The following is a 21,338-nucleotide window of genomic DNA, read 5'->3' on the forward strand; positions in this document are numbered from 1 at the left end:
CCGGGCCCCTGCCCGGGCCGCTCAGCCCCGCAGCGCCAGCCGCACCGCGCCCGGGACGGGCAGCTCCACCCACCGCTCCTCGCCGCGGGCCGGGTCCACCGACCGCAGCCCGTCGCCGTCCAGGGCCAGCAGCCGCGAGCTGTCCGGGGTCCAGGCCAGCGTGGAGGTCAGGTCCACCGACGCGTCCGCCCCGCTCTGCACCACCGCCTCCCCCGTGACCAGGTCCACCACCACCAGCCGCGTCTCGGGCAGCACCGACCAGTACGCCCACCACCGGCCGTCGGGGGAGGTGGTGCCCAGCGCGCCGGGGCCGGCGTCGCGGCGGGCGGGCGCCAGCCGTCGCTGCTGCCCGGTGGCCCGGTCGCGGACGTGGTCGCTGCAGACCAGGGTGTCGTCGCAGTCGAGCAGCACCTGGACGCGAGGGCCGACCGCCACCACCTCGCCGCGGCTGATGCGTCGCGGACCCTCGGGGGTGACCTCCCAGGTCCCGCCCGCCGCCGGCACCAGCACACCGTCGGAGCCGTCGCTCACCGCACCGCTCCAGCCGCCGCCGCCCGGTGCGTCCAGCCGCCGCACGGGGTCCCCGTCCCACCCCGTCACGCCGACCGAGGCGAGCTCGTAGGCGGCCGGCTGGTAGTCGTGCCGCACCACCCAGACCCTCCCGGGCGGACCGGGGAGCACCCGCGTCCACAGCCCGCGCTCCCCCGGCCCGGTCAGCGGGACCACCCGGGCCGGGCCGTCGTCGGGCACCCAGCTGGCGTGCGCGGAGTCACCCGGGTACGTGAGGACGCCGCCGGGGGCGGGGACGAAGGCGCCGCCGGTGGCGAACTGCGGTGCGACCTCGATGCGGGTGCGGGTGCGCTCCCCGCTGGCCAGGTTGATGCGGTGCACGTAGGTCGCGTCCTGCACGAACAGCTCCCAGGTGGGGGCGGCGTCCGGCATCGGCGCGGTGGCGAGCCGGTCGTGCACCCGCTCGGGCCGCGGGCGGTCCGGGCTGGGGGAAGGGCTCGGGGACCGGCTGGGACGCACGTCCTGCGTGGCGGTGGGCTCGGGTGCGGGCGCCGGCCGGGCCCGCTCGCCCGTGCGGGCGACCACGACCACCGTCATCAGCGCGGCCAGCAGCACGACGGCGGTGAGCAGCAGCAACCGGGTCCCCGACCCGCTCGCCGGGGGCCCGTCGTCGAGGACGTCGACCCCGTCGTCGTCGTCGGGGTCCGCGCCGTAGGCGGCCACCTCCGCAGTCTGACACCATGGGCGCCCCCTGTCCGGGGGCGGGCTCCGCAGGGCCGGTCGGCGCGACACGCCGGAGGGTGTCCGCGACACGCCGGGAGAGGCCAGCAACGACGCGGCCGGGACAGATTCGTCGCCCTCGGGGATGGCGGAATCACAGCCGTGTCATTACAGTATGTGGTGGTGACACGGACGTGGCACCACTAGATACAGGCTCCCGGGTGTAAACTAGGCCTACGCCGGCGAGACCTCGGCCACCACTCCTCAGGAGGACACGACATGACCGTCACGGTGTACACCAAGGACCGCTGCGTGCAGTGCAACGCGACCTACCGCGCCCTCGACGCCAAGGGCATCGAGTTCGAGGCGCTGAACCTCGAGACCGACGACGAGGCGCTGCAGATGGTGCGTTCGCTGGGCTACCTGCAGGCCCCCGTCGTGGTGGCCGGTGACGAGCACTGGTCGGGCTTCCGCCCGGACAAGATCGACGAGCTCGCCGCCCGACTGGTCGGCTGACGCCGTGACCTCGCGCAGCGCGGTCCTCGCGAGGTCGGACACCACGACCGCGAGGTCCGTCGACGGGCAGCCGGACACCGGCACCGCCGACCTGGTCTACTTCTCCAGCGTCTCGGGCAACACCCACCGCTTCGTGCAGAAGCTGGGCCGTCCGGCGCTCCGCATCCCGATCCACCCCGACCGGGAGCCCCCGCTGCGGGTCACCCGGCCCTACGTCCTGGTCGTCCCGAGCTACGGCGGGGGCGACGGGAGGGGGTCGGTGCCCCCGCAGGTCGTCCGCTTCCTGAACGACCCGCACAACCGGTCTCTGATCCGCGGGGTGATCGGGGCCGGGAACACGAACTTCGGTGAGGCCTACTGCCGCGCGGGCGACGTCGTCGCCCGCAAGTGCGGGGTCCCCCACCTGTACCGCTTCGAAGTCTTCGGAACAGCCGACGACGTCCGCGTCGTCGCAGAGGGATTGGACCAGTTTTGGACGCAGCAGTGATGGAGGTCCCCACCCAGGGGACCAGCCAGGTCAACGGCGCGATGGACTACCACGCGCTGAACGCGATGCTCAACCTGTACGACCGCGACGGCCGCATCCAGTTCGAGAAGGACCGGGAGGCGGCGCGGGAGTACTTCCTGCAGCACGTCAACCAGAACACCGTGTTCTTCCACTCCCTCAAGGAGCGCCTCGACTACCTGGTCGAGAAGGGCTACTACGAGGCCGCGGTGCTGCAGCGCTACGACTTCGACTTCATCCAGCGCCTCAACGACCTGGCCTACTCCAAGAAGTTCCGCTTCGCCTCCTTCCTGGGCGCCTTCAAGTACTACACCTCGTACACGCTGAAGACCTTCGACGGGAAGCGCTACCTGGAGCGGTTCGAGGACCGGGTGGTGATGACGGCGCTGACCCTGGCCGACGGCGACGAGCAGCTGGCCACCGAGCTGGTGGAGGAGATCATCGCCGGCCGGTTCCAGCCCGCGACGCCGACCTTCCTCAACGCCGGCAAGGCCCAGCGCGGCGAGCTCGTGTCCTGCTTCCTGCTGCGGATGGAGGACAACATGGAGTCCATCGCCCGCGGCATCAACTCCGCGCTGCAGCTGTCCAAGCGCGGCGGCGGCGTGGCGCTGCTGCTGAGCAACATCCGCGAGGCCGGCGCCCCGATCAAGCACATCGAGAACCAGTCCAGCGGCATCATCCCGGTGATGAAGCTGCTCGAGGACAGCTTCAGCTACGCCAACCAGCTGGGTGCCCGTCAGGGCGCGGGCGCGGTCTACCTCAGCGCCCACCACCCCGACATCATGAAGTTCCTCGACACCAAGCGCGAGAACGCCGACGAGAAGATCCGCATCAAGACGCTCTCCCTCGGCGTGGTGATCCCCGACATCACCTTCCAGCTGGCGAAGAACAACGACGACATGTACCTGTTCTCCCCCTACGACGTGGAGCGGGTTTACGGGGTCCCCTTCGGCGACATCTCCATCACCGAGAAGTACGCCGAGATGGTCGACGACCCCCGGATCAAGAAGACCAAGCTGAACGCCCGCCACTTCTTCCAGACGCTGGCCGAGATCCAGTTCGAGTCCGGCTACCCCTACATCGTGTTCGAGGACACGGTGAACAAGGCGAACCCGATCAAGGGCCGGATCAACATGTCCAACCTGTGCTCGGAGATCCTGCAGGTCAACACCCCCACGACCTACCACGAGGACCTGTCCTACGACCAGATCGGCAAGGACATCTCCTGCAACCTGGGGTCGATGAACATCGCCCTGGCCATGGACGGCCCCGACCTGGGCAAGACGGTGGAGACGGCGATCCGCGGGCTGACCGCGGTCTCGGAGGCCAGCCACATCCGCTCGGTGCGCTCGGTGGAGGACGGCAACGACAAGTCCCACGCCATCGGGCTCGGGCAGATGAACCTGCACGGCTACCTGGCCCGTGAGCGGGTGCACTACGGCTCGCCCGAGGCCATCGACTTCACCAGCGTCTACTTCGCCACCGTGCTGTTCCACTGCCTGCGGGCCTCGAACAAGCTGGCGATCGAGCGGGGACGCACCTTCGTGGGCTTCGAGGACTCCAAGTACGCCAGCGGCGAGTTCTTCGACACCTACACCGAGCGCGAGTGGACCTGCCAGACCGAGCGGGCCCAGGAGCTGTTCGACAAGGCCGGCGTCCAGGTCCCCACCCGGGCCGACTGGGCCGCTCTGAAGGCGTCGGTGATGGAGCACGGCATCTACAACCAGAACCTGCAGGCGGTGCCGCCGACCGGGTCGATCTCCTACATCAACCACTCGACCTCCTCGATCCACCCGATCGCCTCGAAGATCGAGATCCGCAAGGAGGGCAAGCTCGGCCGCGTCTACTACCCGGCGCCGTTCATGACGAACGACAACCTGGAGTACTACGCCGACGCCTACGAGATCGGCTACGAGAAGATCATCGACACCTACGCCGCGGCCACCCAGCACGTGGACCAGGGGCTGTCGCTGACCCTGTTCTTCAAGGACACCGCGACCACCCGCGACATAAACCGGGCCCAGATCTACGCCTGGCGCAAGGGGATCAAGACGATCTACTACATCCGCCTGCGCCAGCTGGCCCTCGAGGGCACCGAGGTGGAGGGCTGCGTCAGCTGCATGCTGTGACGCCGCCGGCGCCGCACCCCACCCACGTCCTGCGCCACCCGCAGGGCACACCTGACACCGCGCAGGGCTCCCCACCCGACACCACCGAGGACGACGAACACCGTGGTTGAATCACTCAAGCTGCTCGACCGGGTCCAGGCCATCAACTGGAACCGGATCGCCGACGACAAGGACGTCGAGGTCTGGAACCGTCTCGTCAACAACTTCTGGCTGCCCGAGAAGGTGCCGCTGTCCAACGACGTCCAGTCCTGGAGCACGCTGACCCCCCACGAGCAGCAGCTCACCATGCGGGTGTTCACCGGGCTGACCCTGCTGGACACCATCCAGGGCACGGTGGGGGCGGTGTCGCTGATCCCCGACGCGCTGACCCCGCACGAGGAGGCGGTGTACACCAACATCGCCTTCATGGAGTCGGTGCACGCCAAGAGCTACTCCTCGATCTTCTCCACGCTGTGCTCCACGCGCGAGATCGACGAGGCCTTCCGCTGGTCGGTCGAGAACCCGAACCTGCAGAAGAAGGCCGCCATCGTCATGGAGTACTACCAGGGCGACTCCCCGCTCAAGCGCAAGGTGGCCTCCACCCTGCTGGAGTCGTTCCTGTTCTACTCCGGCTTCTACCTGCCGATGTACTGGTCCAGCCGGGCCAAGCTGACCAACACCGCCGACCTGGTGCGCCTCATCATCCGCGACGAGGCAGTCCACGGCTACTACATCGGCTACAAGTTCCAGCGGGGCATGGAGCTGATCAGCCAGGCCGAGCGCGACGACATCAAGGACTACACGTTCTCGCTGCTGTACGAGCTCTACGACAACGAGGTGCAGTACACCCGCGACCTCTACGACTCGGTCGGGCTGACCGAGGACGTCAAGAAGTTCCTGCACTACAACGCCAACAAGGCGCTGATGAACCTGGGCTTCGAGGCGATGTTCCCCAAGCAGGTGACCGACGTGAACCCGGCCATCCTGTCCGCGCTGAGCCCCAACGCCGACGAGAACCACGACTTCTTCTCCGGCTCCGGCTCCTCCTACGTGATCGGCAAGGCCGTCAGCACCGAGGACGAGGACTGGGACTTCTGAGCCCGGCGCACGACGAGGCCCCCGCACCCTCTCGGTGCGGGGGCCTCGTGCTTGTCGGTGGTTCCCGTCGGGTCGATCAGCCCGGCGGCGTGTTCTCGGTGGCGGGGTCGCCCCCGGCACCCAGGCGGTCCCGGACCGCGTCCTGACCCTTGTCGACCTGCTCGGCGTGCTGACCGCCGGTGCGCTGGTCCACCGCGTCACCGGCCTTGTCCACGCCCCGGTCCACCTGGTCCTGGTGCCCGGAGACGGCGTCCTTGGCCTTGTCGAAGATCCCCATGCGGTACTCCTCTCGACGTTGGTCCTCCACCCGTACCCCTCCTGGGGGCGTCCAACCTCAGCCGGCGAGGCCGAGGGTGAAGACGTGGATCCCGCTGTGGCTGGGCAGCACCACGAACTGCACCTCCTTGGCCGGGTCGAGCTCGACCGAGTGGGCGAACACCCCGTAGGTGTAGTCGGCGTTGGCGTAGCCGGCCGGGGTGTTGCGGCCGCGCACGGACGCGACCAGGGTGGCGCCGTGGGCGTCCTGGGCCTGGCAGCACCAGTTCGGGAAGCCGACGGTGCCGCTGCTGGAGGTGCCGTCGGTGTAGATCACCCGCAGCGTGCCGGTGGCCGAGGTGCCGATACCGGTCCCCACCACGACGAGCCGCTCGCCGCTGCCGCTCAGGCTGACCGCCTGACCGCCGGCGGAGACGTTGTCGGGGGTGCCGAGCTCCCCGGTGGGCCAGGTCAGCTGGGCACCCAGCGCGGACACGGTGGCCCCGGGGGTGATGCCCACCTCGGCCAGCCGCTCGCCGGACAGGCTGTTGCCCCCGCCGTCGAGGTTCCCGGCCGCGCGGGTGGCCAGGCTGGTCACCCCGACGTTGTCGTAGAGCTCGGCCAGGCTGCCGGCGGCCTCGCCCAGGGTCTGGCTCACCGTGGCCGAGGCCGTGCCAGCGCCGTCCCCGCCGGTGTAGCGGACGGTGGCGGTGAAGCTGCGGACCACGAACCCGGGCTGGGCCTGCGGCACCAGCACGGTGAAGGTGGCCGTGCCGCTCTCCCCCGGCCGGACCCGGCCGCGCAGCGTCACCGAGGACGGCGCCAGGTTCCACCCGCGCGGCCCGCTCAGGGCGACCGTGACGTCGCGCAGCGGGCGGTCGCTGCCGTTGGCGACGGTCACCACGACCTGCTCGATGCTGGGACCGTCGGACAGGTCGACGTCGCCGATGGACACCGTGACCGCGGACTCGGCCACCGCCGCGCGGGCCGGCGCCGGAGCCGCTGCGAGCAGACCGGTGAGGAGGGTGAGGACGGCGGCCAGCACGGCGGTGCTGCGGGCCGCCGTGCGACGGGTGGGGCTCATGCCGGCATCTCCGTCTCGCGCGAGTCCAGCCCGAGCCGCGGGGTCTCCCAGTCGCCACGGGTGAAGTCCGGCACCTCCACCGGTGCGCCGCCGGCCTCGAGGGAGGCCACGCTCAGCGGCACCGGCGAGCACCAGGCCGCGGAGTCGTAGACGTCGATGTCGGGCACCAGCCCGGCGCGGATGCTCTGCACGACCCGCCACTGCAGGATGTAGTCCATCCCGCCGTGGCCGCCGTTGGCCGCCTCATCGCCCAGCTTCTTCCACAGCCAGTGGTCGAAGTCGGGACGCAGCTCGGAGAAGCCCCGCCAGCTGTGCCCGCCGTGCTCGGGCTCGACGTAGATGCGGGCGCCGGTGGAGTCGGTGCCGGCGTAGTCCTCCATGATCCCCCGCGACCCGGCGAGGGAGTTGATGCGGCTGTAGGGCCGCGGCGAGCTGACGTCGTGCTCGGCCCGGATGACGCGGCCCTTGGCGGTGCCGATCAGGCAGGTGACCAGGTCGCCGTTGACGTAGGTCTCGTCCCAGGACCGGTGGTCGCGGGGGACGTGGCGCTCCCGGTAGTCGTAGAGACCCTTGGGCTCGGTGTCGGTGGCCTGCAGGGTGGTCATCCGGTCGCCGCGGTTGATGTCCATGGCGGCGGCGATCGGCGCCAGGCCGTGCATCGGGTAGAAGCTGGCGCGGCTGCGGGTGTGCCAGAGCCGGCGCCAGTCGTCGGTGTAGTAGCCGTCGGCGAACAGCAGCTCGCGCAGGTCGTGCAGGTACCCGCCGTGACCGTTGGTGATGTCGCCGAAGAGCCCGTAGTGGGCCATCTTCAGCATGGCGAGCTCGTTGCGCCCGTAGCTGCAGTTCTCCATCAGGAACAGGTGCCGGCGGGTCCGCTCGGAGGTGTCGACCAGGTCCCACAGCTCGTCGAGCTCGGTGGCGATGGGCAGCTCGACGCCGACGTGGGCGCCGGTGCGCAGGGCGGCCTTGCCCTGCTCGTAGTGGAACTCCCAGGGGGTGGCGATGTAGACGAGGTCGAGCTCCTCGCGGGCCAGCATCTGCCGGTAGGTGGACTCGCCGCGCCCGCCGTACTCGCGCGGGCGGGGCAGGCCCTGGGCCTCGACGCGGTCGGCGGCGGTGGTGGCCCGCTCGGCGCGGATGTCGCAGACGGCCACCACGGAGGCGCCGGGCACGGCGACCCAGGAGTCGAGCATGCCCATGCCGCGGTTGCCGAGGCCGATCAGCCCGATGCGCACGACGTCGCGGGCCTCGAAGGGGACGTCGATCATGGTCTTCTGCCCGCGTGCGCGACGCGGAGCCCGGCTCGCCCGCGGTGTCGCGGCGGCCTGGCCGGGAGCGGCGACGGCGGCGGCGGTGACGGCACCGGCGGCCACGGCACCGCCGATCACGAGTCGTCGGGACGGGTGGAAGGAATCGGACACGGCCGATCACGCTCCTGAGGGTGGGGGTGGGTCAGGGTTACCGAGCACCCTCTGCCCGCGGCTCCGCGGCTGTCAAGGGTCCGCGCATGGCCGACCTCGCTCCGGGTAGGGGTCGGAGGACGGCGGCAGTCGCCGTCCACAGGACCCGGAGAGGAGCCACCGCGATGGCATCAGAGAGCCACACCACCACCGACCACGACGAGATCCGCAGCTGGGTCGAGGAGCACGACGGCAAGCCGGCGCTGGTCCGGGGCACCGAGGACTCGGGCAGCGGAGCGGGCGTGCTGCGCATCGACTTCCCCGGCGGCGCCGGCGAGGACGCCCTGGAGCACGTCGAGTGGGACGAGTGGTTCGCCGCCTTCGAGGAGTCGGAGCTGGCCTTCCTCTACCAGGCGAAGAAGGCCGACGGCAGCGACAGCACCTTCTTCAAGCTGGTCAGCCGCTGATGACGGCCAAGGCCGGGGACAAGGCGCAGAAGACCGGCGACTTCTACTGCGCCAGCTGCGACGAGAAGGTGCACGCCACCCAGGGCCAGGAGATACCGAGGTGCCCCAACGGCCACACCCAGTTCGCCACCCGCCGCAACGAGCCCGGGAACAAGAGCTCGGGCTGAGCGCAGCCGGCTGGCGGACGTACGAGCGGGGCACGGACCCACGGGGCCGACGACAGCAGCAGCGCCCAGGCTCTGCCTGGGCGCTGCTGCGCCGTGCGGGTGGAGGTGGCGGGAATCGAACCCGCGTCCTCGGAAAGTGGACCAGGGCTTCTCCGGGCGCAGCTGGTGATGTCGCATTTCTCGGCCCCCACGCTCGCACCAGCACGTCGTGGACAGGCCCAGCCCTAGTGAAGTCCCCGTCGCGCCCTAAGGCGTAGCGTGACGAGCAAGTCTCCTAGATGACGCCAGTACCCGGGTCGGAGACGGCACCCGGACTGACGCTTCGGTCACTGCTCAGGCAGCGAGAGCGAAGTCAGTGCGCTTAGAATCGGCACTTGTTGGTTTCCAAGGAACGTTTACGAGATGACCTTGGATTCTCGGCCCGCTTCCCCTGGAACTACTGTTCCAAGTCGAAACCGATCACCCCCTGTGAAGTTGTACCGCAGCTCCCACCGGGGCGGGTCCTGCGACAGCCCACTATACGCCCTGCGCGACTGGCGGCGCAGGTCGGTTCCAGTGGTGCCACCGGGTGCAACCCCGCCGCAGTGCCGGGCATTCCCCGTGCCCCTCTTCCGCTGCCGGGTGCGGCTGTGCCAGGGTCGGCAGAACCACACCCACCGCCCCGATCGAGGTGCCCGCCGTGCCGAACCGGATCCCGACCCGCCCGCTGGCCGCAGCCGCCGTCACCGGCGCCCTGCTGCTCGCCGGCCTCACCAGCCCGGCGCAGGCCGAGGGCGACGCCTTCCGCGTCAACCCGTACCTGCAGAACCCGACCAGCACCTCGATGACGGTCACCTGGTTCTCCCGCGAGGACGCCCCTGGCGAGCTGGTGCTCTCCGGCCCCGGGCACGACGGCACCCGGCTCGCCTCCGACCCCGAGCCGCAGCCCGTGCTGGACTACACCGAGCTGGAGCGGCAGCAGCAGATCCCCGGTCTGGAGCAGGGCTCGTGGCTGCAGCCCGGAGGCAACGTCAAGCACGTGGTCCAGGTGGACGGGCTGGAGCCGGGCCAGACCTACCGCTACCAGGTCAACCAGGGCGGCAGCAGCCGCAGCGCGCAGTTCACCACCGCGCCGAACCGCAAGGACTGGGACCACATCCGCTTCATGGCCATGTCCGACTCCGAGACCGAGCCGCTGGGACGCGTCCAGCGCCGCGAGTGGGCACCCGGGCTGGGCGCGGAGGACCGCCCCTCCGCGGCGGCCGGCAGCGAGTGGGACCAGACCTTCGGCACCACCACCCTCTCCGGCACCCGGGTGCTGCGCTACCCGCTGACCGAGGACGAGGGCTACCGGCGCAACCTGGCCACGCTGCACAGCCAGCAGCCGGACTTCGTGATGTACCCCGGCGACCTGGTGCAGGGCGGGGGCTACCAGCCCGGCTGGGACGAGTTCTTCCGGCACAACGCCGGCGAGACCGGCAGCGGCCTGTCGAGCACCCCGGTGCTGCCCGCGCTGGGGAACTGGGAGAGCTTCGGCGCCCTCAACGGCGGGTACGGCACCCCCGAGGACCGCTCCGCCGTGGTCCGCTCACGGGCCAAGTACCACGCCTACTTCGACTCCCCCGCCAACGGCACCCCGGCCCACACCGACAACTACTACCGCCTCGACTACGGCCCGGTCACCGTCATCACCCTCGACCCCAACAACGGCGAGCCCGACGCCGTCCCCGCCGACACCCCGGCGGCGGAGAAGGCCACCGGACGGGAGTACCGCGGCCCCGGCACCGACACCCAGAGCAACTTCACCCGGGCCGAGTACGAGGCGGCCGGCGGCACGGACCTGTCGGACTTCAACCCCGGCTCCACCCAGTACGCCTGGGCCGAGCGCCAGCTGGCCAGCGCCCGCCGGCAGGGCCAGGTCGTCGTGGTGCAGTTCCACCACAGCGCCTACAGCTCCGGCGAGCACGGCCTGCCGATGTACCACGCCGACACCTCCGGCCAGGGCGGCACCCCGATGCGCCAGTACCACCCGCTGTTCGAGGAGTACGGGGTCAGCGCCGTCCTCTCCGGCCACAGCGAGATGTTCGAGCGCAGCTTCGTCGACAGCGACGGCGACGGGGTGGGGGTGCACTACTACGACGTGGGCGTCGCCGGCGACGGCCTGCGCGGCGAGCGCCGCGACGGCCCCACGCTGGCCGACCCGCTGCTGCGCTACAACGAGTTCCGGCGGTGGACCGCCGACCAGGACGAGCGCGAGGTCTGGCGCGACGTCGACGGGGTCCGCCAGCTCGTCTCGGGCGGCAAGCACTACGGCCACCTGCAGGTCGACCTGACCCGCCAGGGCCGGGGCCGCACCAAGGCGACCATGACGCTCACCCCGGTGCACGTCTTCCCGGTGCTCGACGCCGACCGCCAGCTCGTCCGCACCGAGCGGCGCGTCTACGGCGACGTGGTCACGATCGAGCTGGACGCCCGCGGGCGGGTGCTGCGCTGACGCCCGGCCCGGGCCTCACCTCTCGCGCAGGATCTGCAGCTTCGCGGCCTTGGTCAGCGGGTTCTGCCAGTCGTCGCCCTGGGCGGCGCGGGCGCCGCCCACGATGGTGCCCACCAGCCAGCCCACGAAGATGACCGGGAACAGGATGCCGTCCAGGAAGTCGGGCAGCAGCCCGGAGGCGATGCCGGTGACGATCAGCGTGAGCATGCTGAGCACCTGGAAGTTGAAGGCCTTGGCGGCCTCCTTGCGGGCGTAGCCGCCCTCCGGGGAGAGCAGGAAGAACAGCCCCGGGCCGAAGAAGCTGGTGAACAGGCCCGAGAAGTGGGCCACCGCGCCGGCGCCCTTGCCGATCTGCTGCCCGGTGCGGGCCAGCGTGGCGTTGGTCGGCTGGTAGGCCGGGTGGGTCCCGAGGGCCTGCGAGCCGCGGGTCACGTCCACCAGGCCGTAGAAGGCCAGGTTGAGGTCGCGACGGGTGACGGCGGAGATGACCTGCCCGATCCGGCGGTCGAACTCGTCCTCGCTGATCCGGCCCTCGGCGTAGGCGCCCTGCAGCCATGCCTCGGCACGGTCGCGCTGCTCCTCGGTGACCGGCTGGTTCAGGCTCGGGTGCTCGTACGTGTTGTTCATGCTCCTACTGTGCGTCGGGCCGCCGCACCGCACCATCCGGTCTTCCCCCGAACCGACCCTGTCCGCGTCGGCCGTCGGAGCCGGTCGGTAGTGTCGGGACCATGACTGCTGAGAAGCCAGAGATCGACTTCCCCGAGGGCCCGCCGCCCACCGAGCTGCAGATCACCGACCTGGTGGTCGGCGACGGCCCCGAGGCCACTCCCGGACGCACGGTCAGCGTGCACTACGTCGGCGTCGCCTACAGCTCCGGCGAGGAGTTCGACGCCAGCTACAACCGGGGTGCGCCGCTGGACTTCCCGCTCGGCTCCGGCATGGTCATCAAGGGCTGGGACGACGGCGTGGCCGGCATGAAGGTCGGCGGCCGCCGCCAGCTGGTGATCCCGCCGCACCTGGGCTACGGCGACCGCGGGGCCGGCGGCGTCATCAAGCCCGGCGAGACGCTGATCTTCGTCTGCGACCTCGTCGGCGTCCGCTGACCGATCACCGCACCGCACGGGTGGCTGACTCTGGGCGAGGGGCTGAGGGCTAGATGTACTCGGCCAGGACGTTGGTGACACTCCGTCGGGGTCGTTGACGGGAGGAAGACCTCCGGGTGCGGTGGGTGATGTCTAAGTCGCCTACCGTCCGGAGGTCTTCGTGTCCCACAGTAATGCTCGGCTGACGGTCCATGGCCGGCGGTTGCTGGTCGCTCGGGTCAGGTCCGGCATGCCCGTCGCTCATGTCGCCAAGGCGATGGGGATCTCGCGGCAGTGCGCCCACCGCTGGGTGACCCGATTCGCCGCAGAGGGCGAAGCAGGACTGCACGACCGGTCCTCCCGCCCCCACAGCTGCCCGACCAAGACCGCGCCCGAGGTCGAGCAGGCGGTGCTGACGATGCGCCGACAACAGCGCCGGGGACAGGACTGGCTCGGCCCCGAGCTCGGTCTGCCGGCCCGCACCGTCAGCCGGATCCTGCGCCGCTACCAGGTGCCCTATCTGCGTGAGTGCGACCCGTTGACCGGGCAGCTGATCCGCTCTTCGAAGACGACCGCGGTCCGCTACGAACGCGACCGCCCGGGCGAACTGGTCCACATGGACGTCAAGAAAGTGGGCCGGATCCCCGACGGAGGCGGTTGGCGAGCCCACGGTCGCTCCGAGGAGGTGCGGGGCCGCGGGATCGGCTACGACTTCGTGCACTCCCTGGTCGACGACCACTCCAGACTGGCCTACTCCGAGATCCTGCCCGACGAGAAAGGCCCGACCTGCGCCGGCTTCCTCTCCCGCGCAGCCACCTACTTCGCCGACCACGGCATCACACACATCGAGCGAGTCATCACCGACAACCACGTCAGCACCGACGCTCCGTCGACGTCGCGGCAGCCGTCGCCGACCTCGGCGCGCAGCACAAGTTCATCAGGCCCCACTGCCCCTGGCAGAACGGCAAGGTCGAACGGTTCAACCGCACCCTGCAGACCGAGTGGGCCTACCGGCAGGTCTTCCTCAGCAACGCCGACCGCGCAGCCGCCCTTGCACCCTGGCTGGAGACCTACAACACTCGACGCCGCCACACCGCACTCGGCGGCCTTCCCCCGACCAGCCGACTGTCACCAACCTGACGGCCGAGTACAGCTAGACCTTCAGCCCCTTGCTGCGGGCGGTGATCTTGTTGCGGGAGGCCAGCGCACGCTCGGCCTCGCGCCGCGAGTCCCGCTCGGCGATCGACTGGCGCTTGTCGTACTCCTTCTTGCCGGTGGCCACGGCGATCTCCACCTTGGCGTAGCCGTCGGAGAAGTAGAGGCTGAGCGGCACGACGGTCGCCCCCGAGCGCTGCAGCGCCCGCTCGATCTTGTCGATCTCGCGACGGTGGAGCAGCAGCTTGCGGGTCCGGCGGGCGGTGTGGTTCGTCCAGGAGCCGTGGCTGTACTCCGGCACGTGGGCGTTGCGCAGCCAGGCCTCGCCGTCGTCGATGGTGACGAAGGCGTCGCCCAGGGACGCCCGACCGGCCCGCAGCGACTTGACCTCGGTGCCGGCCAGCACGACGCCGGCCTCGTAGGTGTCGCCGATGTGGTAGTCGTAGCGGGCCCGCTTGTTCTGGGCCACGGTTACGCGACCCTTCTCCTTCGGCATCTGCTCATCCTCTCCCGCACCGTCGGCGGCACGTCGTCGTCCTGCCGCGACGGCGTCCGCGCCCGAGTCCGGTGAGCCTACCCGTCCCGCGCGGGCACCGCGCCCGTGGACGCACCGCGGCCCGCACCCCTGGCGAGGTGCGGGCCGCGGCGCAGCAGGCTCAGAACCAGCTCATCGGGTTGATCATGCTCCCGTTCTTCCACACCATCAGGTGCAGGTGGCAGCCGGTGGAGTAGCCGGTGGTGCCGACGTAGCCGATCACCTGTCCCTTGCTGACCCGGTCCCCCACGCCCACGGAGTAGGAGGTGGCGTGGTTGTAGGAGGTCGTGATGTAGCTGCCGCGCACCTTGCCGTGGTCGATCAGCAGGCGGTTGCCGTACCCGGCGTTGTAGTAGCGCTCGGTCACCGTCCCGGAGTAGGGCGCCCGGATCGGCACCCCGCAGCCGGCGCCGAAGTCGGTGCCGTCGTGCAGCTTGTAGATCCCGGTGACCGGGTGCAGCCGCATGCCGTACTTGGAGGTGATGGGCGCGTTCACCGGCATCGAGAAGCTGGTGTCACGCGACGGGGAGGAGCCCGAGGAGCCGCCGGAGGAGCCCTTCGACGAAGAGCCCCCGCGCTTGGCCTTGGCGGCCTCCTCGCGCGCCTTGCGGGCCCGCTCCTCGGCGGCGGCCTTGGCCTTGGCCTCTGCGATCCGGTCCGCGATCCGCTGCTCCACGGCGCTGCGCTCGGCGGTCAGCTCCTGGTACCGCTTCTCGTCGGCCTCGACCTCCTTCTCGGCGGCGGCGCGGGCGGAGTCGGACTTCTGCACCAGGGCCTGCACCTGGGCGGTCTCGGCCTCGGCCTGGGCCTCCAGCTGCTCCTTGCGCTCCAGGTTCTCCGCGGCGGCCTGGCGGTCCTCGGCCACCTGGGCCTCGATCTTGGCCCGGCGGGCCTCGGCGGCCTCCAGCTTCTGCTGCAGCTCGCGGAGCCGGTCCATCGAGGCCTCGGCGGTGTCGAACATGGTGGTCGACCACTGCATCTTGGTCTGCAGGTCGGCCTGGCTGTGGGTCTGCAGCAGCACCGCCACGCCCATCAGGTTGGTCCGCTGCTGGTACTCGGTGCGGACGACCTCGCCCACCATCGCCAGCTGGTTGTCCAGCTCGAGCTGGTTGTCGGCCACCGCGACGCGGGCCGCCTCCAGCTCCTCCTGGGCCTTCGCCAGCTTCTTCTGCATCTTCTCGTCCAGCGCCTGCGCGGCGGCCAGCTGCTCCTGGGTGGCGGCCAGCCGGGTCTCGGCGTCACGCAGCTCGGCCTCGGCCGCCTGCAGCGCCACGACCGCGTCCTGCAGCCCCTTGGTGGACTCGCTCAGGTCGCGCTTGGTCTGCTGCGCGGCCCGCTCCAGCTGGTCGCGGCGGTCGGTCAGCTCGTCGGCGTGGGCGGTGCCCAGGCAGAGCGACAGACCGAGGGCGCCGACGGCCAGCACGCCGAGGAGGCGACGCAGCCGGGGGCGGCCGGTGGCAGCTCGGTCTCCGGGGACGCCCCGGGGGGCGTGGGGAAGTTCCCGTGTCACGATGAGCAGACCCCAATCGTATTTCGACGCTCCCGGAGCAGGCATTTTCACCTAAACCCGAAGATAACGTCTCGTGGCGATGAGCGTGGGCACTATAGACAGCACGATCCCGACGGCCGCAACCCCCGCCATGGCAATTCCCGCCTCCTGCCAGCCGATCCAGCCTCCAGCCTGGATCGAGAGTTGAGGGTTCTGGGTCAGCCAGGCGACCAGTCCGGCGATGGTCCCGCAGGCGAGCACGACGCCCAGCACGCCGGCGATCAGCGATTCCAGCAGGAACGGCGCCATGATGTAGGCGTAGCTGGCGCCGACCAGCCGCATGATGCCGATCTCGCGGCGCCGGGCGACCGCCGCCATCCGGATGGTGTTGCCGATCTGCAGGGCCGCGGCGAGCAGCAGCAGCCCGCTGGTGACCAGCGCGGCGACCTGGGCGGCCTGCAGCGCGTTGATCAGCGGCCGGAGGATCTCGCGCATGTCCTGCACGGCCTGCACGCCGGGCAGCCCGGCGACCGAGCTGACCACGCCCTCGAACTGCTGCGGGTCCACCAGCTTGACCCGGAAGGACTCCTGCATCTGCTCGACGGTCAGGGAGTCCTGGATCGGGCTGCCCTCGAAGGCCTCCTGGAACTCCCGGTAGGCCTCCTCCTTGGTCTCGAACTCGACCGAGGCGACCTCCGGGTTGGTGGTCAGGGTCTCCTCGATGAGGCTGCGCTCGGCGTCGGTGACGCCCGCGCCGGGGGTGCAGTTGTCACCCAGCGTGGCCTCGGTGCAGAGGAAGACCGAGATCTCGACCCGGTCGTACCAGTTGCCCTTGAGCGCGTCGGCGTACTGGTAGACCAGCAGCCCGGCGCCGAAGAGGGTGAGCGAGACGAAGGCGGTCACGACGACGGCCACCACCATGCTGATGTGGCGGCGGAGGCCGGACCAGGTCTCGGAGAAGATGTGGCGCATCGGTTCAGGCGTCCTCGGAGGTCGTGCGGCGGGGGGCGGGGGTCGGCGTATTCACTGCTGGCCGTACACCCCCCTGGCCTGGTCGCGGACGACCCGGCCGTCGACGAGCTGGACCACCCGCTTGCGCATCTGGTCGACGATGGTCGAGTCGTGGGTGGCCATCACCACGGTGGTCCCGGTGCGGTTGATCCGGTCCAGCAGCTTCATGATCCCGACGCTGGTGGCGGGGTCGAGGTTGCCGGTGGGCTCGTCGGCGATCAGGATCCGCGGCCGGTTGACGAAGGCGCGCGCCACCGCCACCCGCTGCTGCTCTCCCCCGGACAGCTCCTCGGGCAGCCGGTCGCCCTTGCCGTCGAGGCCGACGAGCTCCAGCGTCTCGGGGACCACCTGGCGGATCTCGCGGCGGGGCTTGCCGATCACCTGCAGGGCGAAGGCGACGTTCTCGTAGACGGTCTTGCCCGGCAGCAGCCGGAAGTCCTGGAACACGGTGCCGATCTGGCGGCGCAGGCCGGGGATCTTCCAGTTGTGCAGCCGGTTCAGCTCGCGGCCGGCCACGAAGACCCGTCCCCGGCTGGGCCGGTACTCGCGCAGCACCAGCCGCAGGAAGGTCGACTTCCCCGAGCCGGACTGGCCGACGAGGAAGACGAACTCGCCCTTGTCGATCTCGAGGTCGACGTTGCTCAGCGCGGCGCGGCGCTGGCCCTCGTAGGTCTTGCTGACATCATCAAATCGGATCACGGCGTGGTCGGACCGGTGGTAGACGCAGGGAAGTGGGAACGGGTGCGGGACCCGGCCCGGGTGATCGGTCCACGCCGGAGTCTAGGTCTGCCCACGGGCCCTCCCCCACATTGAGACCGGCTCGGCGGGTTGAGGATTCTCAGGTACCCGCCGGCCGTGTCTCAGCCGCGGCTCAGGCCTCGGCGAGCTCGGCGCTGCGGCGCCAGCGGATGCCGCTGTCGAGGAAGCCGTCGATCTCGCCGTCGAAGACGCCGTCGGGGTTGCTGACCTCGTGGTCGGTGCGCAGGTCCTTGACCATCTGGTACGGGTGCAGCACGTAGGAGCGCATCTGCGAGCCCCAGGAGTTGCCGCCGTCGCCCTTGAGCGCGTTGAGCTCGGCCTCGCGGTCCTGGCGGGCCTTCTCGAGCAGCCGCGACTGCAGCACCCGCAGCGCGGCGGCCTTGTTCTGCAGCTGGGACTTCTCGTTCTGGCAGGAGACGACGATGCCGGTGGGCAGGTGGGTGATCCGGACGGCGGAGTCGGTGGTGTTGACGCTCTGCCCGCCGGGTCCGGAGGAGCGGAAGACGTCGATGCGCAGGTCGCCCTCGGGGATGTCGATGTGGTCGGCCTCGGCCGTCACGGGCAGCACCTCCACCCCCGCGAAGGAGGTCTGGCGGCGTCCCTGGTTGTCGAACGGGGAGATCCGCACCAGCCGGTGGGTGCCCTGCTCCACCGACAGCGTGCCGTAGGCGAAGGGGACCTTGACGGCGAAGGTGGCGGACTTGATGCCCGCCTCCTCGGCGTAGGAGACGTCGTAGACCTCGGTGGGGTAGCCGTGCCGCTCGGCCCAGCGCAGGTACATCCGCAGCAGCATCGAGGCGAAGTCGGCGGCGTCCACGCCGCCGGCCTCGGCCCGGATGGTGACCACGGCCTCGCGCTCGTCGTACTCCCCCGACAGCAGGGTGCGCACCTCGAGGGCGTCGATGGAGCGCCGCAGCGAGGCGAGCTCGGCCTCGGCCTCGGCCAGCGAGGCGGCGTCACCCTCCTCCTGGGCCAGCTCCACCAGCACGCCCAGGTCGTCCAGCCGCGAGCGGAGCGACGTCAGCCGCTCCTGCTCGGCCTGCAGGGCCGAGAGCCGGGAGGTCACCCGCTGGGCGTTGGCCTGGTCGTCCCACAGGTCGGGTGCGGAGACCTGCTCCTGCAGCTCGGCGATCTCCGCCTTCTTGCGTTCGGGGTCGAGCACGGCCTCGATCGAGGACAGGGCGCGGTCGAGCTCGGCGATGGCGGTGGGGAAATCGGCTGGCACGACCGATAAGTCTACGCGCCCCCGCGGGCCCTAGGATCTGGGCGACCCGGTGAGAGGAGAACCGTGAGCGGCACACCAACCGACCCGACGCCCCCGGTGGCGGCCGGCGACGACGCCGCGGTGCTGGCCGTCGACGTCGGCGGGACCAAGGTGGCCGCTGCGGTGGTCGCCCCCGACGGCACGGTGCTGGCCGAGGACGTCGTCCCCACCGGGCGCGACGCCGACCCCGAGGCGATCTGGGCCCCGGTCGGGGCGATGGTGGACCGGCTGCTGCGGGGCACCGACGCCCCGCTCGGCGACGAGGTGCGGGTCGGGATCGGCTCCGCCGGCCCGGTGCACGGCCCGGAGGGGCAGGTCAGCCCGGTGAACGTGGCGGCCTGGCGCCGCTACCCGCTGCGCGACCGGGTGCTCGCCGCCGCGGTGGCCGCCACCGGCCGCCCGGCCGTCGGCGTGCTGGTGGGCGACGGGCACTGCATCGCCGTCGGGGAGCGCTGGCTGGGGGCGGGCCGCGACGTCACCACGATGGTCGGCATGGTCATCTCCACCGGCATCGGCGGGGGCGCGGTGATCGACGACCGGCTCTTCGCCGGGCGCAGCGGCAACGCCCTGCACATCGGCCACACCAGCGTGAACTTCCTGGGCGAGCGCTGCCCGTGCGGCGCGCACGGCTGCGTCGAGATGTACGCCCGCGGGCCGGCCATGGTCGCGGCCGCGCAGTCCCAGGGCTGGGTCGGTGAGGACGCCGAGCAGCTGACCGCCGACGCCCGGGCCGGGCACCCGGTGGCGGTGCAGGCGATCGAGACCGGGATGCGGGCGCTGGCGGCCGGCGTGGCCGAGCTGGCCGCCAACCTCGATGTCACGACGTTCGTGGTGGGCGGCGGGGTCTCCAAGGCCGGCGAGGTGGTCTTCGAGCCGCTGCGCCGGCACCTGCGCGACTTCGCGGTGATGCACTACGTGTCCGACGTCGAGATCCGGCCCGCCGAGCTCGAGAACGCCGGTCTGCTGGGCGCCGCGGCGGTGGCGCTGGCCCTGTCCGGACACGGTCCGCTGCGTCAGGCCCCGGCCTGGGACCGGCTGGAGCCGCGCTACGATCGGGCCGCCGACCGAGCGGTCGCGGGCGCATAGCTCAGCTGGTCAGAGCAACTGCCTTACAAGCAGTAGGTCGGGGGTTCAAGTCCCTCTGCGCCCACCTCCGTGGTGCAGGCGGCTCCGTGGTGCAGGCGGCGCTCCGACGGGTCCGCCCGGCGGGCACGGCCGCGGGACCACGCGGCAGACCCCCGGCGGGTGCGCGCACCGGCCGGGGATCTGCCTGCGGAGCGTCCGCTCCCCCGCTCAGCACTCCTGCAGCGGGGTCGCCTCGGCGATCCGGTACTCCGAGCGCTCGTCGAGCAGCAGCGGGATGAGCCCGCGGGTGGGCTGCGCGAGCGGCACCAGCCGGCCGTCCTCGTGGCGGCGGGTGGTGATGCCGTGCAGGTTCAGCGTGCTGCGCAGCTCGGTGAACTGCTCGCCGGTCAGCTGGTAGCCGCACATCGGCTCCGGCTCCACCTCGTCGGAGTCGGTCGGCAGCATGTCGTCCTGCCCGGCGAAGTAGATGACCCCGGACTGCTCGGCACCGGCCTCGGTGTGCCGCTCGGCCGCGGCCGCGGTCTGCTCGGCCAGCAGGTCGCGGTTCTCCATCACCATCTGCAGGGTGCCCACGGCGCTGTCGTGGTTCACCTCGACGCGGCGCCGGTTGAGCAGCGACTCGTCCTCCTCCTCCGCCTCGTCCAGCGGGGCGTTGGCGGTCTCGCTGAGCATGCCCACCACGTTGACCAGACCCGCGTAGTTGCGCAGGATACGGGCCTGCTCGTCGCCGGCCACCTGCAGGAAGGGCTCGCCGTCCTTGACCAGCTGCCCGTAGATGCCGGCGGTGCGCCCGGTCGAGGTGACCTGGGCGGCGGAGTAGTCGTTGCTCATCTCCTGGGCGAGCTGGTGGATCTGGTCGTCCACGTTGCGGTTGCGCGGCCACAGGTGCAGCAGGTCGGTGTCGTAGTACTCCCGCGGCCCGTACTCGTGCAGGTCGTTGAGGACGTCGGGGTTCCAGTCCCGGATCACCTTGGTGACGGCCCGCGCCTCCGGCGTCTCCAGGGCCATGTAGTCCCGGTTGACGTCGACGTCGTCGGCGTTCTCGCGGGTGTCTGCCACCCAGCCGTCGGGGTTGGCGTTGATGAACAGCACGGTCGTCCGCTCCAGGAACCGGGTGAGCGCGGCGTCGGTGGTGAAGGCGAGCTCGCGGGCCAGCGTCATGCACGCCTCGCGGCCCGACGGCTCGTCGCCGTGGACGGAGCAGACGAACATCGCCACCGACCCCTCCGCGGCCGCGGGCCGGCTGTCCGGCGTCGGGGCGCCCACCGCCACCAGCTGCAGCGGCCGGTCCTGCACGGTGCGGCCGACGTTGGTGACCCGGACGCGGTCACTGGCGGCGTCGAGCTGGCGGTAGTAGCGCAGCGACTCGGGGTGGGTGGTCCACTCGGCCCCGTCGGACTGCTCGAAGGGGGTCTGGAGGTCCTCGGGGGCGGCGGCCAGCGCCGCCCGGAGCTGGGAATCCGCCGTCGGCTCGGCCTCGGCGGGACTGCCCGACAGCAGCGAGCAGCTGAGCGCCACCGCCGCGGCGGCGGCGAGCGCGGAACGACCACGTCTCATCGTGTTCTCCCTGGGGGGTGGGTGGGGGCCGGGCAGACGCGTCGATCGGCCTGCGACGGCCGGGAGGGGTGTTCGGTTGTCCGTCCAGGGAAGTTGC

At 71.0% G+C, this 21,338-nt stretch carries 20 protein-coding genes, 1 tRNA gene, 1 other RNA gene and 1 pseudogene; 11 read left to right on the top strand and 12 right to left on the bottom strand.

Annotation, left to right across the window (positions count from 1 at the left end):
* Positions 1 to 21: 21 nt before the first annotated feature.
* Entirely contained in the window at positions 22 to 1,233 is a 1,212-nt protein-coding gene (locus tag GC722_RS15615; RefSeq protein WP_156611633.1) for a TolB-like translocation protein, read from the bottom strand.
* Between the two features lie 276 nt (positions 1,234 to 1,509).
* Between GC722_RS15615 and nrdH the strand changes: the two genes are divergently transcribed.
* The 4 genes from nrdH to nrdF all read left to right on the top strand — a co-directional run bounded on the left by nrdH (position 1,510) and on the right by nrdF (position 5,457).
* Positions 1,510 to 1,746, top strand: a complete 237-nt coding sequence (gene nrdH / locus GC722_RS15620; RefSeq protein ID WP_156611635.1) for a glutaredoxin-like protein NrdH — start codon at positions 1,510 to 1,512, stop codon at positions 1,744 to 1,746.
* 4 nt (positions 1,747 to 1,750) lie between these two features.
* Positions 1,751 to 2,233, top strand: a complete 483-nt coding sequence (gene nrdI / locus GC722_RS15625; RefSeq protein ID WP_331714944.1) for a class Ib ribonucleoside-diphosphate reductase assembly flavoprotein NrdI — start codon at positions 1,751 to 1,753, stop codon at positions 2,231 to 2,233.
* Positions 2,233 to 4,380: a class 1b ribonucleoside-diphosphate reductase subunit alpha gene (gene nrdE / locus GC722_RS15630; RefSeq protein WP_156611637.1), complete on the top strand. Its 2,148-nt coding sequence runs from the start codon at positions 2,233 to 2,235 to the stop codon at positions 4,378 to 4,380. The genes nrdI and nrdE overlap by 1 nt, the downstream gene beginning before the upstream one ends.
* Before the next feature lie 102 nt (positions 4,381 to 4,482).
* Positions 4,483 to 5,457 carry a class 1b ribonucleoside-diphosphate reductase subunit beta gene (gene nrdF / locus GC722_RS15635; protein WP_331714945.1) on the top strand — a complete coding sequence of 325 codons (975 nt, stop codon included), beginning with the start codon at positions 4,483 to 4,485 and terminating at the stop codon, positions 5,455 to 5,457.
* Between the two features lie 76 nt (positions 5,458 to 5,533).
* Here the strand turns inward: nrdF and GC722_RS15640 are convergent, their stop codons facing one another.
* From GC722_RS15640 to GC722_RS15650, 3 genes are read right to left on the bottom strand one after another with little or no spacing between them, the layout of a single operon-like run.
* On the bottom strand, positions 5,534 to 5,734 hold the full coding sequence (locus GC722_RS15640; protein ID WP_156611639.1) for an antitoxin: 201 nt from the start codon (positions 5,732 to 5,734) through the stop codon (positions 5,534 to 5,536).
* A gap of 57 nt (positions 5,735 to 5,791) precedes the next feature.
* Positions 5,792 to 6,796: an NEW3 domain-containing protein gene (locus GC722_RS15645; RefSeq protein ID WP_156611641.1), complete on the bottom strand. Its 1,005-nt coding sequence runs from the start codon at positions 6,794 to 6,796 to the stop codon at positions 5,792 to 5,794.
* A complete protein-coding gene (locus GC722_RS15650) occupies positions 6,793 to 8,217 on the bottom strand; it encodes a Gfo/Idh/MocA family protein (RefSeq protein WP_331714946.1) in 1,425 nt (474 codons plus the stop codon). The genes GC722_RS15645 and GC722_RS15650 overlap by 4 nt, the downstream gene beginning before the upstream one ends.
* Before the next feature lie 164 nt (positions 8,218 to 8,381).
* On the opposite strand from GC722_RS15650, the gene GC722_RS15655 reads away from it, so the two are divergent.
* A complete protein-coding gene (locus tag GC722_RS15655) occupies positions 8,382 to 8,663 on the top strand; it encodes a hypothetical protein (RefSeq protein WP_156611643.1) in 282 nt (93 codons plus the stop codon).
* On the top strand, positions 8,663 to 8,830 hold the full coding sequence (locus GC722_RS15660; RefSeq protein ID WP_156611645.1) for a zinc ribbon-containing protein: 168 nt from the start codon (positions 8,663 to 8,665) through the stop codon (positions 8,828 to 8,830). The genes GC722_RS15655 and GC722_RS15660 overlap by 1 nt, the downstream gene beginning before the upstream one ends.
* 97 nt (positions 8,831 to 8,927) lie before the next feature.
* Here GC722_RS15660 and ssrA read toward each other — a convergent pair.
* Positions 8,928 to 9,297, bottom strand: a transfer-messenger RNA (tmRNA) gene (gene ssrA / locus GC722_RS15665).
* Positions 9,298 to 9,509: 212 nt separating this feature from the next.
* Here ssrA and GC722_RS15670 point away from each other — a divergent pair.
* Entirely contained in the window at positions 9,510 to 11,303 is a 1,794-nt protein-coding gene (locus tag GC722_RS15670; protein ID WP_197430204.1) for a fibronectin type III domain-containing protein, read from the top strand.
* Positions 11,304 to 11,318: 15 nt separating this feature from the next.
* Here GC722_RS15670 and GC722_RS15675 read toward each other — a convergent pair whose 3' ends face one another.
* Entirely contained in the window at positions 11,319 to 11,930 is a 612-nt protein-coding gene (locus GC722_RS15675) for a DUF1707 and DUF4870 domain-containing protein (RefSeq protein ID WP_197430205.1), read from the bottom strand.
* Positions 11,931 to 12,031: 101 nt separating this feature from the next.
* Between GC722_RS15675 and GC722_RS15680 the strand changes: the two genes are divergently transcribed.
* A complete protein-coding gene (locus tag GC722_RS15680) occupies positions 12,032 to 12,406 on the top strand; it encodes an FKBP-type peptidyl-prolyl cis-trans isomerase (RefSeq protein WP_156611650.1) in 375 nt (124 codons plus the stop codon).
* Positions 12,407 to 12,566: 160 nt separating this feature from the next.
* Positions 12,567 to 13,525: pseudogene (locus GC722_RS15685) on the top strand (IS481 family transposase).
* 13 nt (positions 13,526 to 13,538) lie between these two features.
* On the opposite strand, the gene smpB reads toward GC722_RS15685, so the two are convergent.
* The 5 genes from smpB to prfB all read right to left on the bottom strand — a co-directional run bounded on the left by smpB (position 13,539) and on the right by prfB (position 18,559).
* Positions 13,539 to 14,036, bottom strand: coding sequence for an SsrA-binding protein SmpB (gene smpB, locus GC722_RS15690; RefSeq protein WP_156611651.1), 498 nt, complete (start codon positions 14,034 to 14,036; stop codon positions 13,539 to 13,541).
* A gap of 160 nt (positions 14,037 to 14,196) precedes the next feature.
* Positions 14,197 to 15,498: a peptidoglycan DD-metalloendopeptidase family protein gene (locus GC722_RS15695; RefSeq protein ID WP_156611653.1), complete on the bottom strand. Its 1,302-nt coding sequence runs from the start codon at positions 15,496 to 15,498 to the stop codon at positions 14,197 to 14,199.
* 138 nt (positions 15,499 to 15,636) lie between these two features.
* Positions 15,637 to 16,536, bottom strand: coding sequence for a permease-like cell division protein FtsX (ftsX, locus tag GC722_RS15700; protein WP_156611655.1), 900 nt, complete (start codon positions 16,534 to 16,536; stop codon positions 15,637 to 15,639).
* Positions 16,537 to 16,587: 51 nt separating this feature from the next.
* Positions 16,588 to 17,274 (bottom strand): cell division ATP-binding protein FtsE, encoded by a 687-nt coding sequence (ftsE, locus tag GC722_RS15705; protein ID WP_331714947.1) that lies wholly within the window; start codon positions 17,272 to 17,274, stop codon positions 16,588 to 16,590.
* A gap of 172 nt (positions 17,275 to 17,446) precedes the next feature.
* On the bottom strand, positions 17,447 to 18,559 hold the full coding sequence (prfB, locus tag GC722_RS15710) for a peptide chain release factor 2 (RefSeq protein WP_331714948.1): 1,113 nt from the start codon (positions 18,557 to 18,559) through the stop codon (positions 17,447 to 17,449).
* Between the two features lie 63 nt (positions 18,560 to 18,622).
* Between prfB and GC722_RS15715 the strand changes: the two genes are divergently transcribed.
* Positions 18,623 to 19,684, top strand: a complete 1,062-nt coding sequence (locus GC722_RS15715) for an ROK family protein (RefSeq protein ID WP_331714949.1) — start codon at positions 18,623 to 18,625, stop codon at positions 19,682 to 19,684.
* Positions 19,675 to 19,748, top strand: a tRNA-Val gene (locus GC722_RS15720). Before GC722_RS15715 ends, GC722_RS15720 begins: the two co-directional genes overlap by 10 nt.
* Before the next feature lie 143 nt (positions 19,749 to 19,891).
* Here GC722_RS15720 and GC722_RS15725 read toward each other — a convergent pair.
* Entirely contained in the window at positions 19,892 to 21,241 is a 1,350-nt protein-coding gene (locus tag GC722_RS15725) for a M14 family zinc carboxypeptidase (protein ID WP_156611657.1), read from the bottom strand.
* Positions 21,242 to 21,338: the final 97 nt, after the last annotated feature.

It is taken from the genome of Auraticoccus cholistanensis (genome assembly GCF_009742705.1).
In the GTDB taxonomy this organism is placed as follows: Bacteria; Actinomycetota; Actinomycetes; order Propionibacteriales; family Propionibacteriaceae; genus Auraticoccus; species Auraticoccus cholistanensis.

Coding starts and splice junctions, on each gene's coding strand:
- GC722_RS15640 (WP_156611639.1), bottom strand. CDS start 5,734: ATGGGGATCTTCGACAAGGCCAAGGACGCCGTCTCCGGGCACCAGGAC.
- nrdH (WP_156611635.1), top strand. CDS start 1,510: ATGACCGTCACGGTGTACACCAAGGACCGCTGCGTGCAGTGCAACGCG.
- smpB (WP_156611651.1), bottom strand. CDS start 14,036: ATGCCGAAGGAGAAGGGTCGCGTAACCGTGGCCCAGAACAAGCGGGCC.
- GC722_RS15655 (WP_156611643.1), top strand. CDS start 8,382: ATGGCATCAGAGAGCCACACCACCACCGACCACGACGAGATCCGCAGC.
- GC722_RS15675 (WP_197430205.1), bottom strand. CDS start 11,930: ATGAACAACACGTACGAGCACCCGAGCCTGAACCAGCCGGTCACCGAG.
- GC722_RS15725 (WP_156611657.1), bottom strand. CDS start 21,241: ATGAGACGTGGTCGTTCCGCGCTCGCCGCCGCCGCGGCGGTGGCGCTC.
- ftsX (WP_156611655.1), bottom strand. CDS start 16,536: ATGCGCCACATCTTCTCCGAGACCTGGTCCGGCCTCCGCCGCCACATC.
- nrdE (WP_156611637.1), top strand. CDS start 2,233: ATGGAGGTCCCCACCCAGGGGACCAGCCAGGTCAACGGCGCGATGGAC.
- GC722_RS15645 (WP_156611641.1), bottom strand. CDS start 6,796: ATGAGCCCCACCCGTCGCACGGCGGCCCGCAGCACCGCCGTGCTGGCC.
- GC722_RS15680 (WP_156611650.1), top strand. CDS start 12,032: ATGACTGCTGAGAAGCCAGAGATCGACTTCCCCGAGGGCCCGCCGCCC.
- GC722_RS15660 (WP_156611645.1), top strand. CDS start 8,663: ATGACGGCCAAGGCCGGGGACAAGGCGCAGAAGACCGGCGACTTCTAC.